The 14,726-nt window shown below is 55.3% G+C and carries 15 protein-coding genes; 3 read left to right on the top strand and 12 right to left on the bottom strand.

Annotated features, from left to right (window positions below):
* A complete protein-coding gene (locus tag AAC621_RS03325; protein ID WP_340252214.1) occupies positions 1 to 885 on the top strand; it encodes a sugar kinase in 885 nt (294 codons plus the stop codon).
* Entirely contained in the window at positions 885 to 1,850 is a 966-nt protein-coding gene (gene denD, locus AAC621_RS03320; protein WP_340252212.1) for a D-erythronate dehydrogenase, read from the top strand. Before AAC621_RS03325 ends, denD begins: the two co-directional genes overlap by 1 nt.
* A 54-nt stretch (positions 1,851 to 1,904) precedes the next feature.
* Here denD and AAC621_RS03315 read toward each other — a convergent pair whose 3' ends face one another.
* From AAC621_RS03315 to ltnD, 10 genes are all read right to left on the bottom strand, one after another.
* Positions 1,905 to 2,843 (bottom strand): 2-hydroxyacid dehydrogenase, encoded by a 939-nt coding sequence (locus tag AAC621_RS03315; protein ID WP_340252209.1) that lies wholly within the window; start codon positions 2,841 to 2,843, stop codon positions 1,905 to 1,907.
* A 29-nt stretch (positions 2,844 to 2,872) separates the two neighbouring features.
* Positions 2,873 to 4,045 (bottom strand): L-rhamnonate dehydratase, encoded by a 1,173-nt coding sequence (gene rhmD, locus AAC621_RS03310; protein ID WP_340252207.1) that lies wholly within the window; start codon positions 4,043 to 4,045, stop codon positions 2,873 to 2,875.
* Positions 4,046 to 4,215: 170 nt separating this feature from the next.
* Complete coding sequence (locus AAC621_RS03305) at positions 4,216 to 5,055, bottom strand: phosphogluconate dehydrogenase C-terminal domain-containing protein (protein WP_340252204.1); 840 nt, start codon at positions 5,053 to 5,055, stop codon at positions 4,216 to 4,218.
* A 3-nt stretch (positions 5,056 to 5,058) separates the two neighbouring features.
* The gene (locus AAC621_RS03300; protein ID WP_340252203.1) at positions 5,059 to 6,429 is read right to left on the bottom strand and encodes a four-carbon acid sugar kinase family protein; all 1,371 of its coding nucleotides are present in this window, start codon (positions 6,427 to 6,429) and stop codon (positions 5,059 to 5,061) included.
* Positions 6,426 to 7,673 carry a ribulose-bisphosphate carboxylase large subunit family protein gene (locus AAC621_RS03295; protein ID WP_340252201.1) on the bottom strand — a complete coding sequence of 416 codons (1,248 nt, stop codon included), beginning with the start codon at positions 7,671 to 7,673 and terminating at the stop codon, positions 6,426 to 6,428. The genes AAC621_RS03300 and AAC621_RS03295 overlap by 4 nt, the downstream gene beginning before the upstream one ends.
* Positions 7,670 to 8,416, bottom strand: coding sequence for a transcriptional regulator NanR (nanR, locus tag AAC621_RS03290; RefSeq protein ID WP_340252199.1), 747 nt, complete (start codon positions 8,414 to 8,416; stop codon positions 7,670 to 7,672). The genes AAC621_RS03295 and nanR overlap by 4 nt, the downstream gene beginning before the upstream one ends.
* A gap of 51 nt (positions 8,417 to 8,467) precedes the next feature.
* Positions 8,468 to 9,229 carry a hydroxypyruvate isomerase family protein gene (locus AAC621_RS03285; protein ID WP_340252197.1) on the bottom strand — a complete coding sequence of 254 codons (762 nt, stop codon included), beginning with the start codon at positions 9,227 to 9,229 and terminating at the stop codon, positions 8,468 to 8,470.
* Positions 9,229 to 9,876 (bottom strand): 3-oxo-tetronate 4-phosphate decarboxylase, encoded by a 648-nt coding sequence (gene otnC / locus AAC621_RS03280; protein WP_340243209.1) that lies wholly within the window; start codon positions 9,874 to 9,876, stop codon positions 9,229 to 9,231. The genes AAC621_RS03285 and otnC overlap by 1 nt, the downstream gene beginning before the upstream one ends.
* On the bottom strand, positions 9,873 to 11,144 hold the full coding sequence (gene otnK / locus AAC621_RS03275) for a 3-oxo-tetronate kinase (RefSeq protein WP_340252194.1): 1,272 nt from the start codon (positions 11,142 to 11,144) through the stop codon (positions 9,873 to 9,875). The genes otnC and otnK overlap by 4 nt, the downstream gene beginning before the upstream one ends.
* 4 nt (positions 11,145 to 11,148) lie before the next feature.
* Entirely contained in the window at positions 11,149 to 12,042 is an 894-nt protein-coding gene (ltnD, locus tag AAC621_RS03270; protein WP_340252193.1) for an L-threonate dehydrogenase, read from the bottom strand.
* A gap of 156 nt (positions 12,043 to 12,198) precedes the next feature.
* Between ltnD and AAC621_RS03265 the strand changes: the two genes are divergently transcribed.
* Positions 12,199 to 13,368: a pyridoxal phosphate-dependent aminotransferase gene (locus AAC621_RS03265; RefSeq protein ID WP_340252192.1), complete on the top strand. Its 1,170-nt coding sequence runs from the start codon at positions 12,199 to 12,201 to the stop codon at positions 13,366 to 13,368.
* Positions 13,369 to 13,407: 39 nt separating this feature from the next.
* Here the strand turns inward: AAC621_RS03265 and AAC621_RS03260 are convergent, their stop codons facing one another.
* Both AAC621_RS03260 and AAC621_RS03255 read right to left on the bottom strand, forming a co-directional pair.
* Entirely contained in the window at positions 13,408 to 13,584 is a 177-nt protein-coding gene (locus AAC621_RS03260) for a hypothetical protein (protein ID WP_340243201.1), read from the bottom strand.
* Entirely contained in the window at positions 13,581 to 14,726 is a 1,146-nt protein-coding gene (locus AAC621_RS03255) for a YeeE/YedE thiosulfate transporter family protein (protein WP_340252190.1), read from the bottom strand. Before AAC621_RS03255 ends, AAC621_RS03260 begins: the two co-directional genes overlap by 4 nt.

The raw sequence follows: 14,726 nt of genomic DNA, 5'->3' as shown, positions 1-14,726 counted from the left end.
ATGGTTGAGCTGTCCGATCAGGGCGGTGGCCTCTATCGGCGCGGCTTTGCGGGTGATACCTTTAACACCGCATGGTATGCCCGCCGCATTTTGCCAAAGACCTGGTCAGTGTCCTATGGCAGTTGCATCGGTGCGGACGCAGCCTCAGGCGAGATGCGCGCCTTTATGGAGGCAGGTGGAATCGATACTAAGGCATTGCGCGTGATCCCGGATCAAACCGTTGGGCTTTACATGATCAGCCTGGATCAGGGCGAGCGCAGCTTTTCCTATTGGCGCAGCCAATCTGCTGCGCGTTGCCTCGCTGATGACCCCGCATGGCTTCAGGCCACTCTTGCCGGATGCGATGTAATCTATTTTTCTGGCATCACCCTAGCAATCCTTTCGCCTGAGGGGCGCGCGGCCCTTTGCGCCGCATTGGCGGAGGCGCGTAGACAAGGGACCCTGGTCGCCTTTGATACGAACCTTCGTCCCCGTTTGTGGGAAGATCATGCGACTATGCAGACAGGAATAATGGCTGGTGCGGCAGTGGCTGATATTATTTTGCCGTCTTTTGATGAAGAACAAATCCTGTTCGAGGGCGCGACAGCCTCAGACACGATTGCGCGCTACCGCGCAGCAGGGGCACATATCATCGCGCTTAAAGATGGCGCGGGCGATGTGCAATTGTGGGATGAAGCAGGCGGGGTGCGTGTCTTACCCTGTCGGCCCGTCGAACATGTGGTCGATAGTACCGCTGCGGGGGACAGTTTTGGCGCAGCTTTTGTAGCAAATGTAGCGCAGGGTTGCGCTTTGGAAGAGGCCGCATTAGCCGCGATGCAGCTTGCAGGTCAGGTTATCCAATATCGCGGAGCTTTGGTGCCACAGATTTTTAAGGGAGAAAAGTAATGCATATTCTGATTATTGGCGGCGGCGGCGTCGTGGGACAAAAACTGGCGCGATCATTGGCAGCACGCGGGCAGTTGCGTGGAAAAGAAATCCGTAAAATCACTTTGGCTGATATTGTTGACCCCGCAATGGTAGAGGCCCCGTTCGACGTCGATTGCGTTTCCTGTGATATCAGTAATCCCGCTTCAGTGGCTGCCACGCTCGGAGCAGATGTGGATGTGATCTATCTACTCGCTGCCATTGTCTCTGCCCATGCAGAAGAGGATTTTGATGCTGGGCTGTCGATTAATTTAATGGGGACGCTCCACGTATTGCAGCGGGCGCGCGAGTTGCAGACTAAGCCGGTAGTGGTCTTTACCTCTTCTATTGCTGTTTATGGGGGTGAAGTGCCGGACCCGATTGTGGATCACACTTTTCTAAATCCACAAACTTCATATGGTGCGCAAAAGGCGATGGGCGAATTGTTGGTGAATGATTTTAGCCGCAAAGGTTATATCGACGGCCGCGGCTTCCGCTTGCCTACCATCTCAGTGCGCCCAGGCAAACCAAATCGCGCTGCTTCGAGCTTTATGTCATCGATTTTGCGCGAGCCGCTCAATGGGCAAGAGGCAATTTGCCCTGTTAGTGATGATTTTCCGCATTTCTATCTGTCGCCGCGCAAATGTGTCGAAAACCTTATTCGCGGAGCAGAGGTTAACGAGGAAGATCTCGGCCAAAACCGATGCATGATGATGCCCGGTAGAACTTGGACAATTCGTCAGATGATTGAAGCCCTGACAGTGGTCGCGGGACCGGAGCCAGCCAAGCTAATTAAATTTGAAGCGCAACCAATGATTGAAGAAATCTGTAAAGGATGGCGTTTTGATTTGCGCCCTGAAAAAGCTCTTAAACTTGGCTTAAGTGCAGATGAAAGTTTTGAGGATAACATCCGATATTATTTGGAAGACGATAAACCTGCAGCCTGACTTAGGTCGTATATCATCAAAAAACCCCCGTTTTTCGGGGGTTTTTATTTTGGGTTAATTGACGGGTGTGATCAAATTGGATCCTTGAATGAATGCGTGAATGTTGTCTCGTTGAAGAGCCGCCATAGCGTCACGGGTTTCAACTGTTCCAGAACCTTGATGCGGCTGAACCACTACATTTGGCAAACTATAAAATCTCGGATTAATGTTGGGTTCGTTGAGAAACACGTCCAAAGCTGCGCCCCCAATTTTACCAGTCTCCAGCGCTTCGAGCATAGCTTCTTCGTCTATTGTGCTTCCGCGTGAGATGTTCACAATTATCGAGCGGGGGCCCAATGCTGCAATGACTTCGCGCGATACAAAATTTATAGTGTCTGGACCGCCTACTACAGCGACAATCAAATAATCCACCGCTGCGGCCAGGCTCGTGACGTCTGAATGATAGGTCCAACCTGGGGTTTCTTTTTCTGTTCTAGCGTAATAGTGGATGTCCATTTTAAAGGCCGCTAAACGGTTAGCAATTTCTCGTCCGATACGACCAAGGCCAACGATTCCCGCGCGCCCACCGGAGAACTTTCGATTTAGGCGGTATTCGCCTGCAGTTTTCCAGTTTCCTGAATGTGCCCATTCGGAAGCTTGAGCCATTTCTCGGACTTGCATCAACAACATTGCAACGGCTAGATCCGCCACGTCATCATTAAGAACATTTGGAGTGTTGGTAACTTTGATGTTTCGTTCATTTGCAGCCGAAATATCAATAGCATCATACCCAACCCCAAAATTTGCTATGAGATTTAGGTTTGGAAGCATTGCGATTTCATCAGTGCCAAACGAGGTGTGCCCCTTGAACGCAAGTGCTTTTATTTTTGATCGCGCGCTTGCATCGAGTTCACGCATTTGAGAAGGCGTGTCCAAAAAAATAGGATCAAAAGCAGATTTTAAACCTGCAATATCACGTTCGCTGTAAGGCCCAATCGCAAGTACGTCAGTCATAAGGAGCTCCACTTATATCTATTTAAAGTTCAGAATTGTGCAAGTTTACAATTAGGATTGAGCGTCATCCCAAAACCCGGTTTCGAATCTAATTTGAGTTTTCCATTTTTTGGTACGGGTTCGTCGCTAAACAATTCACCAAAAACCGGTCGTATATAGGTTCCATCAGGTGCTGATGTAACATATTCGCATCTCGGTTGTTCGTTTTGGCTCATTATAAAGTGGTAACTATAAGGACCGGAGCCATGAGGAATAATGGGAATATCATACGCTGATGCATGTGCCGCAATGCGTAGAAGTTCAGTCAAACCGCCCACCCACATGACATCAGGTTGAAGAACGTCGATGGTTCGTTCCTCAATTAACTTTCGAAATCCATGCCTAGTGTAGTTATGTTCACCTGTCGTCCACTTTAGTGTGGGATGAGCATTTCTAATTATGCGATAGCCTTCAATATCTGTCGGTTGCAGTACTTCTTCCCACCAATAAATGTTCAGATCAGAGCAAGCTTTTGCAAGTTCGACAGCATAGCTTGGAGTTAAGGACATGTAGCAGTCCACCATCAAAGGAAAATCACTTCCGATTTCGGCCCGCTGCTTTTTCAGAAATTGATAATTCTGTTTTACTCCATCAATTCCATCGTAGTGGCCATGAGGAAGCGGTACTTTCGCCCCCCAAAAGCCCATGTCTTTTATGGCTTTGGCATTAGGGCCGGTACAATAAAACGATATTTCTGGACGGCTACACCCGCCAATTAAATTATAGACAGGTTCGTCGCGAAGTTTGCCCAGCAAATCCCACAAGGCCAAATCAACAGCAGAGATAGCCGCTATTGGCAAACCAGCTTGCCCGTAGGGTAAGCTGGCGCGATACATTTGATCCCAAATAAGATTAATATTTCTTGCGTCTTGGCCAACCAAAAAACGGTTAAAATGATGATTAATTATCCAAGCTGCAGGCGCACCACCAAATCCTGTTGCAACTCCAATTGTCCCATTAGAAGTTTCGATTTCGACTACTATCGATCCTAGAACGTCTATTCCCCAGCTTGTTCTCACTTTTTTATAGTCATCGTGCCCTGACATCGGATTGGCGATCAAAGAGCCTATGAGCCAGTGTTCTTTGCTTTGCTGGAAATAGTCCCCACCGCTTCCACTTCCTTCAACACGGCTAACAGTGACCCGTTTGATAGTAAAATCCATTCCATCAGTCCTCGATTTGCAGCAGCGGGTTTCGGAGTATCGCCAACTCGTTGATCTTCACAAAAATCTTTCAGTAATAGGTTGGCTCGTGCAACCCTATTAATCTGATGATGCAGGGCATATTTGCACTTTAACGGCAATAGAAACGCTTTGATTTCACTGCCGCACCGTTAATCTTCGCAGATTTCAGTGACGGATTTCTTGACGGCGGCCAGATCAAAGACGCGATCTAGCCAATCGGGTTGGAAGATCACAGAGCGCGCCTTATCAATCGCCATCAAGGCGCCGTCTGAAAATTTGCCCTCAGGGAAAATGCCAAAGGCGATGGCCAATTCAATTTTGAGATGGCCCAAGATGAAATCATGTGCGGCCGCCTCAGGGATGCCCATGGATACAGCGCGATCTGTTGCCTCCCGCAGCGCCAAGGCCATGGTCGCCCCGACCGTCTCAGAAAGGGCGGGTTCCAGAACAGCAATATTTTCAAGGCTGCACCGATGCGAGCGCGCAACGGGGGCATAGATCACTTTGGCGATATCTTCACATAGCGCATAATGCGGCTCTGGCCCTTGGATCAGCGCGCAAACAATGCCCTGCGGCGCGGCGATCCCACCAAAATAATCCTCCTGCGCGGCAATGCTGTCATGTGCCTCTAGGATATGGGGGTGGCAGGGATGCGTGCAGAAATACGTGACATCTTCGCGCACGGGCATCTGGCCTGCATAGGGTGCGGCAGCATCCAACACGATCACGGCTGCGCCAGATTTCAATTGATCCACAAAGCCATGCGCGATTTTGCCGATCAGGCGATCTGGCACGGCCATAACAACAACATCGGCATCGCCAAGGGCGGTTTCAGCGGCCACACAGTCAAACCCCGTTTCCGACTTAAGGCGTGCTTGGCCTGCTTCGGTCACTTCGACAGGGGCAAGATGATAGCTGCTTTGCATCAGGTTGCGCGCAATCCGCACACCCATTTTGCCGCCCGCACCAAGAAGTGCAATTTTTGTCACGATCTATCCTTTCGCTTCGGCACGCGCGCCGTTTTTGATCCAAGAGAAATAATCAGGGCTGCCCATCTGCCCGCCCTTTAGGGCCAATTCCAAGCCATCAAATTCGGGGGTGTCGCTGTGCCCTTTCAAAAGGGCCGCACCTGCCGTGGTTGCGCCAATCGCGGTGAGGGCAAACAACCCGAGCGCTTGAGCAGCAAAGCCTGATGTGTCGCCGCCTGCGATGATCATGCGCGTAACGCCCGTGCCGCGCAAAAGATCACGCAGGAGCGCGCCAAGACTTGTGCAGATGAGCGCATTGGCCTCATGCGGTGTATGCTGAGATGCTGACAGTGCTGCGCGCATAGCGGCAACGGCTGGATCATCTGGCCCGCGTGCGCTGCAAATCAGCGGATCGCGCCCTTGGGAGAGCGCGGCGCGTGCGGCCTCATAGCTGTTGGTCATAGCCCGCTTGGCGCTATCGCCGCCCTTGATCAGTGCGGCAGCGTCCAGTGGGATGACGATAAACCCATCTTCTTCCGCGCGGGCAATTTGTGCCGCAGTGGTGGGTGAGACAGAGCCCGAAATCGCAATCACCTGATCCACTTTGCCAAAACTTGGGGCGGGTTCGGGCGGGGGTATAAGGCCCGATTTTTGCCAATGGGCCACCAGTGCATATTCCATCCCCTGCGATCCTATTGCCAGATGTCCATCCGCCTCTGCGGCATCCCAAATCAACGCGCCCAGTTGCGCTGCGTGATCCATGTCGATGCAATCAAGCGTTATGATTTTCGCAGGCGCGTTGGCGCGCAAGGATGCAAGGCCTGTGGGGTTGAGATGCTCAAGCGTCAGTGTCGCAAGCGGCAGGTCGGTTTGCTCGCGCAGATGCATGGCCACATCGGCCTCTTGCATCGGCGTTACGGGGTGGGATGCCATCACAGGGTGGCGATCAAGCCGATAGACCGCGTCCCCTGCGGCGGCAAATAGCTGACCAAAGGCTTGGTAACGCCGCAGAGGTGGTGCGGCGATCAAGCAGGAAACCCAATCGCTGCCGCGCACCGCAAGGGCTAATTCAACTGCCTTGCCAATCGAGCCTGTATGCGGCGCGCTGTCCAAGGTGGAGCAGGTTTTGTAATGCAACAGGGGCGCGCCCGTAGCGGCCAAATGTGAAAAAAGGGGTGGCAGATGTCTGGCCATCCAATCGGGTGATTGGCTGCGCGCGGTGGTGGCAATGCCGATGCCCCGCATCGCGCCAAATCGCGCCGCTTGCGCCTTTGTTGGGGGCGCAAGGAACAACACCGTTGGCAGGCCTGCAAAACTTAACACCTCCATCGTGGCAGCGGAGCCTGTGAAATCATCGCCCAAAAAGGCAATTAATGGCCCATCGGGAAGTGTCATTTTGCATAGGCCTTTAGCGCGCGGGCAAGCTCGGGATGGGATTTGGCGTAATCAGCGGCGGGGATGCCCGCAATCGCCCCTTGCCACGATTGCCGCAATGCCGCGACACCTGCACGCGGCCCGTCAGGGTGGGCCATAATCCCACCCCCTGCTGCATAAATGCAATCTGCATGGCCGAGGTGGCGATGGGTTTCAGGGGGTTGCAACGCGGATTGGCCCGATGAAAAGACGGGCATCGGGATGCAGGGGGCATCGCCAAAGAGTGGGGTGAGCAGAGATTTGGCCGAGGCGATGACGCTTGCGTCACTTTCGCTGAATTTGTTTTGGAGGCCGTTGACGTGCATATGATCCGCCCCCGCCAAGCGCCAGATTTTCGACCATGCCGCATAGTCCCATCCCAACAATTCGGCGCGGCTGAGATATCCCCATCCGTTGCGATGGGCATGGATAGGCAGCGCGCTATGCCGTGACAGGCCCAAAAAGCCCGCCACGCCGACCGAATTGAGGCTGACCATCACGCAAGTTGCACCTTTTGAGAGGGCAAAATCATGTCGGGCGCGCATCTCATCGACTTCGCCTGTTAGGTTGAAGGCATACATGACCTTTTTACCAGTGCGGTCGGCATGGGCGTTGATGACATCCATCACCGCGCTCACCCTCTCCTCGAAAGGGCAGGCGGGGCCGTTGGCCTGCAATTCATCATCCTTGATGAAATCAATGCCCGCTTCGGCGAGTGTGCCGACCAATTTGGCAGTTTCCTGCCCGTCAAGCCCGACAGAGGGTTTAATAATCGTGCCAATCAGCGGGCCATCCGCAACCCCTGCTAATTTGCGGGTGCCGCTGATCCCAAATTTTGGGCCAGAATAGGCATCCGCAAATGCGCGCGGCATGCGGATATCCAGCAAACGTAGCCCTGAGAATTGCGCCAATTCGAAAAGATTGCCCGCGACCGTAGCCATGAGGTTGGGTAAATCGGGGCCGATATTATCCAAGGGCCAACTGAGTGTGACCTTGGCGCGCTGATAGCGCGTGCCCTGCTGCCCGCCTGTCAAGCTTGGGCTGTCGGTTGCATCAAGCGGAGTTAGGGAAACCACTTGGGCCCCCGCGCGGGCCTGTAGTTCTGGCGTTTCGCCCGGCACTTTTACAAAGGTGCCCGCGCTTTGCTCGCCCGCCATCACGGCGGCGGCGCGGGCAGGGTCAATCGGGGTTTCGATCAGGTAATCTGCTTCAAATCTGTCGCTCATTGCGCGTGATCCTGATGATATAGGGCATTGGCGCGCTCCAAATGCTCGCGCATGGCACGGGCGGCGGCATTGGTATCTTTACGGGCAATTCCATCCAAAATGGCGCGATGTTCGGTCAAGGTCAGTGGCTCTAGGCCCAATTTGTGAACCTGTTCTTTATGAAAGGCGCTCATCCAAGAGAACACGCCATGGGTCAGGGTTTCAAAGATCGGGTTGCCCGATATGGCCGAGATGCGGCGGTGAAACTGCCCGTCTATCTGGGTAAAAAGCGGCACATCGCGCTTGGCTGCGGCTTGGGCGCGCAAAAGCTGTTCTAAATCGTTTAAGTCATCTGCGCTGCGGCGTTCTGCGGCAATGCGCACCATTTCCACCTCAAGGGCCACACGCGCCTCCTTGAGATGTTCGAGAGAGGAGTGCGAATGCGTCAGAATATGGCGCATGGAAATGCCCAATTGATCAATAACCCCATCCAAGGATGGGGTCGCCACGCGCGGCTTGCCGCCGTGGCGGATATCAATCACGCCTTTATGCTGCAGGCTTTGCATGGCTTCGCGAATGGCAGGGCGGCCAATGCCATAGCGCGCCATCAAGGCGCGCTCGCTTGGCAAAGCATCACCTGGTTTGAGGTCAGCGGTGCGGATCAAGGCCAACAGGCGATCTTCGACTTCGTCTGACAGTTTTTTGGGCCGTATGATCTGGTCGCGGTCGGACATGGGCTGCCATGATTCTGGTATACTGGTCATACCAGTTTGGCACAGAAAAAGACCCTCCGCAATCCCAAACACGCGCGGGGATCAGCGAAACTGTGCCATCCAGTCTAAGGTCAGGTCTGTCTCGATTTTCGGCTTATATTCTGCACCTATCGGACGGGCCCAACGAAGGCTGTCGATATGAGAGAAGATATGCTCATAACTCACCTCACCATGATCAGGGGTGCCACGATCAGGCACAGAGGCAAATTGAATATGCCCAATCACAGGCAACAGGCGGCTGAGGCGGTTGGTCAAATCCCCCTCCATCAACTGAACATGATAGCAATCAAACATCAGCCGCAAATTTGGAGCTTTGACCTCTTCTATGATGGCGACCGCTTTTGCGGTTGTCGAAAGGAAATAGCCCTTTGCATCATAGTGATTGAGGGGCTCAATCAATATTGTGATGCCATTTTCAGCGGCCTGTGTGGTCGCGTAGCGCAGATTGGCTACAAAGGTCTTATGGGCGCTTTCGCCACTGGCGAACCCTGCCATAACATGCACAGCGCCTGCGCCGATGATCTGGGCATAGTCCAGGGCTTGATCAATCGCGGCGCGCGCCTCCGCCTCGCGGTCGGGCAAAGCAGCCAATCCGTTTTCGCCAGCCGCAACATCGCCTCGGCTTGTGTTGAGCCCAAGCATCTCAAGACCTGTTTCATCTAAGGCGGCCTTCACATCAAGCGGGTCATGAGCATAGGGCCAATGACATTCGACCGCATCAAACCCTGCTGCTTTTGCTGCGCGGATGGCATCAGGCAGGGGGCGGTCAGCCCATAGAAATCCTAGATTTGCAGAAAAACGCATCACTCCCACTCCACCTCGAATTTACGCACGACATCGCGCACCTGTGCAGGCGTCAAGGCGCGGGCATCAAAGCCACGCATCATGATCGCAAGCTTCGCTGTTTCCTCCAGCTCTTCAATTGCGTTGCAGGCGGCCTCGACATCCTTGCCTGCAACCACTGGGCCGTGATTGGCAAGCAAAACGGCGCTGCGTTTGCCCCCTAGACTGCGTAGGGCTTCGCCCATTGCGGCATCGCCTGGCATGAAGAACGGCAAAAGCTGCACCTTACCCAGTTTCATGATTGCGTAAGGGGTCAGCGGCGGCAGCACATTGTCGGGGTCAATTTCAGGCATCATTGACCACGCCACAGAATGGCAAGAGTGTAAATGAACCACCGCGCCTGCTGATTTTCGTGTCTCGTAAAAGGCACTGTGAAGCGGCATTTCCTTGGTTGGTTTCAGGCCCGCGATATGTTGGCCCGCTGCATCGAAGCGGGACAACTCTGCGGGATCAAGCCGCCCAAAGGAACTGCCTGTGGGCGAAACCAAAAGCCCCCCATCTTCGGTGCGGGCGGAGATATTGCCTGTTGATCCCCCCGTTAGGCCACGATCGAACATCGATTTCGCCAAGAGGCAAATCTGCTCGCGCAGTTTGGATTCAGAACTCATGCGTCCTCCAATTTTGCGAAAGCATCGCTGAAAAAGCTTTCTGCGCCAAAATTGCCTGATTTGAGGGTGAGGGCGATATCCTGCCCCTCTGATGTGCAAAAACACCATGGCACGCCTGCGGCAATTTCAGGCCCGATATCTAACCTGTCGACCCGCAGGGCCTTTGTGACCGCGCCTGAGGTTTCCCCGCCCGCGACCACAATCCGCCGTGCGCCCTGATCGCGCGCGGCAACGGCCAAATCTGCAAGTGCCGCCTCAACGATTGCGCCCGCCTCGGCCTTGCCCAATTGGTCTTGTGCGGCGCGCACCGCATCGGGTGTTGCGGTCGCATAGATTAAGGGCTGCGCTGCGAGATCTTGCGCTGCAAGCCAATCCATGGCGGGTTGCAGGCCCCTTGCCTTCAGGCTTAGGGGGTCAAGCTGGAAACTGGGCTTTCCTTGGGATTGATACCGCGCAACTTGTGCATTTGTCATGGCAGAGCAACTGCCAGATAAAATGACCCCTTCGGGCGCGATGTCGCGGGGTGTGGTTTCTTTCTCATGCGCAGCCAGTAGGCCGCGCTTGGCATAAATCTGGGGGATCGGCATCGCAATCGCAGAGCCGCCCGTCAGAAACCGCATATCGGCGCAGGCCTCGGTGATCCGCGCAAGATCGGCATTTTCCACCGCATCGACCACGATATGCGCCACGTTTTTCTCGGCCAAGTCTGCACAAGCTTTTTTAATGGCCGCGGGCCCTGCGGCAACAGTCAGGCGATCAATCAGCCCAACTGTTCCACGCACCTGCGGCTGCAAAAGCCGCATCAGATTGCTGTCTTGCATGGGCGTCAGGGGGTGATCTTTCATCGGGCTTTCTGACAAGGGCAATTGGCCCACAAACAAATTGCCCATGAAAATGGCACGGCCATTTTCGGGAAAGGCGGGGCAATAGATTGTCTGCGCGACACCCAGATTGGCCATAATCGCCTCGGCCACTGGCCCGATATTGCCCTCTGGGGTCGAGTCGAAGGTTGAGCAGTATTTCCAAAAATATTGCTGTGCTCCCGCGCGCTTGAGCCATGCTAGGGCCGCGCGCGCCTCTGCGACCGCATCTGTCACGGGCTCAGTGCGGATTTTAAGGGCGATGACCTCGAAGGGGCTTGTGCCCTGTGGCGGTTCAGCAGGAACGCCAATCCGCAAGGAAACAGGGTATCCGCTGCGCGCCAAAAGCCCTGCAAGATCCGTGGCGCCAGTGAAATCATCGGCAATTGCACCAAAAAGCGTGGTCATTGTGTTATTGTCCCTTGGGTAAGGTCAGACCTGCGGCCTTGGCATAGAGTTTGGCAAGGGCTGCATCATCCTCTGCCCCAAGACCCTGCGCTGCGGCCTCCTTGAATAACGCAAGCGCGGCCTCAGTGATCGGGGCAGAAAAGCCCGAGTTTTGCGCAATATCCATCACAATCCCCAAATCTTTGGGCCAGATATTGATGGTGCTGCGTGGGGTGTAATCACCTTCGATGATGTGGGGCGCGCGGTTTTCTAACATCCAACTGGTTCCCGCGCTTTGCGACACCACCTCTAAAAACCGCTCAGGAGAGATGCCCTGCGCCAGAGCAAAGGTGATCGCCTCGGCCATTGAGGCGATGTGAATACCTGCCAACATTTGGTTTGTGGCCTTCATCGCGGAGCCTGCCCCCGCGCGGTCGCCCATTTCAAAGACTTTTGCAGAGATGGCATCGAGTGCGGGCTTTGCAGCGTCAAAGGCCGCTTTGCGCCCCGATGCCATGATCGTCAACTCACCCGAGGCAGCCTTAATCGCCCCGCCAGAAATTGGCGCGTCCAGATATAGCAGGCCTGCGCTTTCTGCGCGCGTTTCCATTTCGGCAGCGAAAGCAGGGGGGATCGTGGCGCAAGAAAGGATCACCGTGTTTTGTTGAAGCGCTGCCGCCACGCCCTCAGGGCCGAAAAGGACGGCTTCGGTTTGCGCCGCGTTGAGCACGACCACCACCAACGCGTCCAAACCCTCTGCATGATCTAAGAGCGCACCTGCTTGTGCACCATCTGCCACAAGTCGCGCGACCGCATCGGGGTTGATATCATGGCCCCAAACCTGATGACCCGCCTTGATCAGATTGCGCGCCATGCCATAGCCCATAGACCCCAATCCGATAATCCCGATCTTTTGCATATCTCGGCCCCTTTGCCTAAGTTGTGAGATGCAATCCTCCGCGCGTCATGCTTGAGGTTGCTGCCCTCTTCACATAGCTCTATGCCTTGGGTATCACAAGTTTGGTATACCAAAAAAGAGTGGCCATTTTGGCCGCGCATTATAGAGGGAGCGCGCATGTCTGACTTGAAATTCGCCCAAAGCCTGTCTCGCTTGGGCACGGAATCTGCCTTTGTCGTTTTGGCCCGCGCGCAAGCCTTGGCCGCCGAGGGTCGCGACATCATCAATCTGGGCATCGGTCAGCCCGATTTTCGGACGCCTGAGCATATCGTTGAGGCAGGCATCAAGGCGCTGCGGGATGGTCATCATGGCTATACGCCCGCCAATGGCCTGCCCGCACTGCGGGAGGCGGTGGCCGCCGATTTGCATCGCCGCCATGGGGTAGAGGTGAACCCTGATTGTGTGGTCGCCGTTCCTGGGGGTAAACCCACGATGTTCTTTGCGGTGATGATGTTCGGCGAGCCTGGCGCCGAGATCATGTATCCCAACCCTGGGTTCCCGATTTACGAATCTGTAATCCGCTATTCAGGGGCAACCCCTGTGCCGATTGCGCTGCGCGAGGAAAACGGATTTTCCTTTTCGGCAGAGGAGGTCTTGGCACAGATCACGCCCAAGACGCGGTTGATCATCATCAACTCGCCCGCAAACCCAACGGGCGGTGTGACCCCGAAGGAAGAGATCGACAAGTTAGTTGCAGGTCTTTTGGATCATCCCCATGTGGCGCTGATGTCGGATGAGATCTATTCCAACATGCTTTATGGCGGGCGCGAGCATGTTTCGCTTCTGCAATATCCCGAAATTCGGGATCGATTGATCATGCTAGATGGGTGGTCAAAGACCTATGCGATGACAGGGTGGCGTTTGGGTTATGCCGTTTGGCCTGAGGCCTGCGTGCCGCATGTGACCCGCCTGTGCATCAATGACCATTCCTGTGTGAATGCCGCTACCCAATTTGCAGGGATTGCGGCGCTCAATGGCCCTCAAGATGCCGTGCGCGAGATGGTCGCCCAATTCGATGCGCGCAGACAAGTGATTGTTGAGGGGTTGAACACCCTCGAAGGCGTGACCTGCACCGATGCGGCGGGTGCGTTTTATGCATTCCCGAATATCTCGGGCACAGGCATGACTGCCGTGGAGGCACAGAACCTGTTCCTGAACGAGGCGGGCGTGGCCACAGTGGCGGGCACGAGTTTTGGCGCGATGGGCGAGGGCTATGTACGCTTTTCATACGCCAATTCCACCGAGAATATCCTCGCTGCGCTTGATCGTATTGCGAAGGTGTTGTGATGCAGTGACGCGCGAAGATGACCCTTCGCGCGTCACTTTTTAAGACCCGGGCGCTGCAGCGCAATGCGCGCCGCTGGCGGCTTGACCTGAACCCAGTGCAAGAATGGCAGGGGCGCGGAATGGATCAAGCGGTGCGCTGTGGCTAAGGTCAAAAGCCAAAAGAGCGCCGATCATCACGAACAGCGCGATGACCCCATGTTTGCGAGATACTGTCATGTGCGGGGCTCCAGTTGTAGAAGCGGGCGCAGACGCACACCGATGATGGATCCAACAAAGGCTGCTGCAAACCAAACCCATCCATGCAGGCTGCCTGTAGAAATGCCGCTGAAAAAGGCACCCACATTGCAGCCAAAGGCAAGGCGTGAGGAGTAGCCAAGCGCAAGCCCCGCAAGGATCGTAGCACCCCACGCAATCAAGGGCAGTCGCGGGATTGGTTGCGAGAGGCCCGCGCGCCACGCGGCCACGATGAATGCGCCCCCAATCAAGCCAAGATTGGTGAGCGAGGTGACATCGGTCAAAAGGCTTTGCGCGATCCGTTCAGCATGGGCGGGGCTTCCCCAAAACGGGTTGAGCGTCAGATCAACGCCTGTCGCACTGACGCCCTTAGCCACCCAAAGGCCAAGACCGTAAACCACGCCCCAAGGTTGCCCTGCGACCACAAGGTTGCCCAGTGCCAAGAGAGCGACCAATATTGAAGCCATCACAAGACGGCGGGGCAGGCGGCGTTGGCCTTGTTCGGCGAAAATCCACACGATGAGCGCGACACTGCCAAGCCCCATAAGGGTCAGGCCAAGGCCCGCGCCGCCCTCAAGCGCGACAAGAGGCAAAGTGCCAAGTGACGTCCACCAGTTGAGATGTACAGCGCCAAGAAAGCTTCCAATGGCGAAGAAAGGTAACGCGACCAATGCCACGGGATTGCCGCTGCCTGCATTAACCAAGGTGCCAGAGCCACAGCCCAGAACCACTTGCATTGCGATGCCAAAGACAAAAGCACCGCCCACCATGGCAAACCCGATGGGCGCATGGGCCCCGATCAACTCGCCCGAATGGCTGGCCAATAGCGGGAAGGCCACAGCGGCCACAAGAGCGATGGCCAAGAGCTGCGCAAAGAGGCCCGATGGATCACGGCGCAGGATCATCGCGCGCCACGGCCCCGCAAAGCCGAACCGCAACCCTTCAAGCGTTGCGCCAAGGCCAAGACCGATCAGCAAAAGCAGACCGAACCGCGCACCCGCAGCGGCGGCAAGGATCAAAACAAAAGAAATCGCGCCAATCAGCAAGGCAAGGCGCCCCCAACGCGCGGGGCGTTGGGGGCGGTCTAAGTGGCTGCTTTGGTCGCTTTGGGCCAGCGGCGCCAT

The organism is Roseobacter sp. HKCC-CH-9208, from assembly GCF_037805125.1.
GTDB lineage: Bacteria > Pseudomonadota > Alphaproteobacteria > Rhodobacterales > Rhodobacteraceae > M30B80.
The sequence above is the reverse complement of the archived record's forward strand: the minus strand, read 5'-3'. Positions and strand labels throughout refer to the sequence as shown.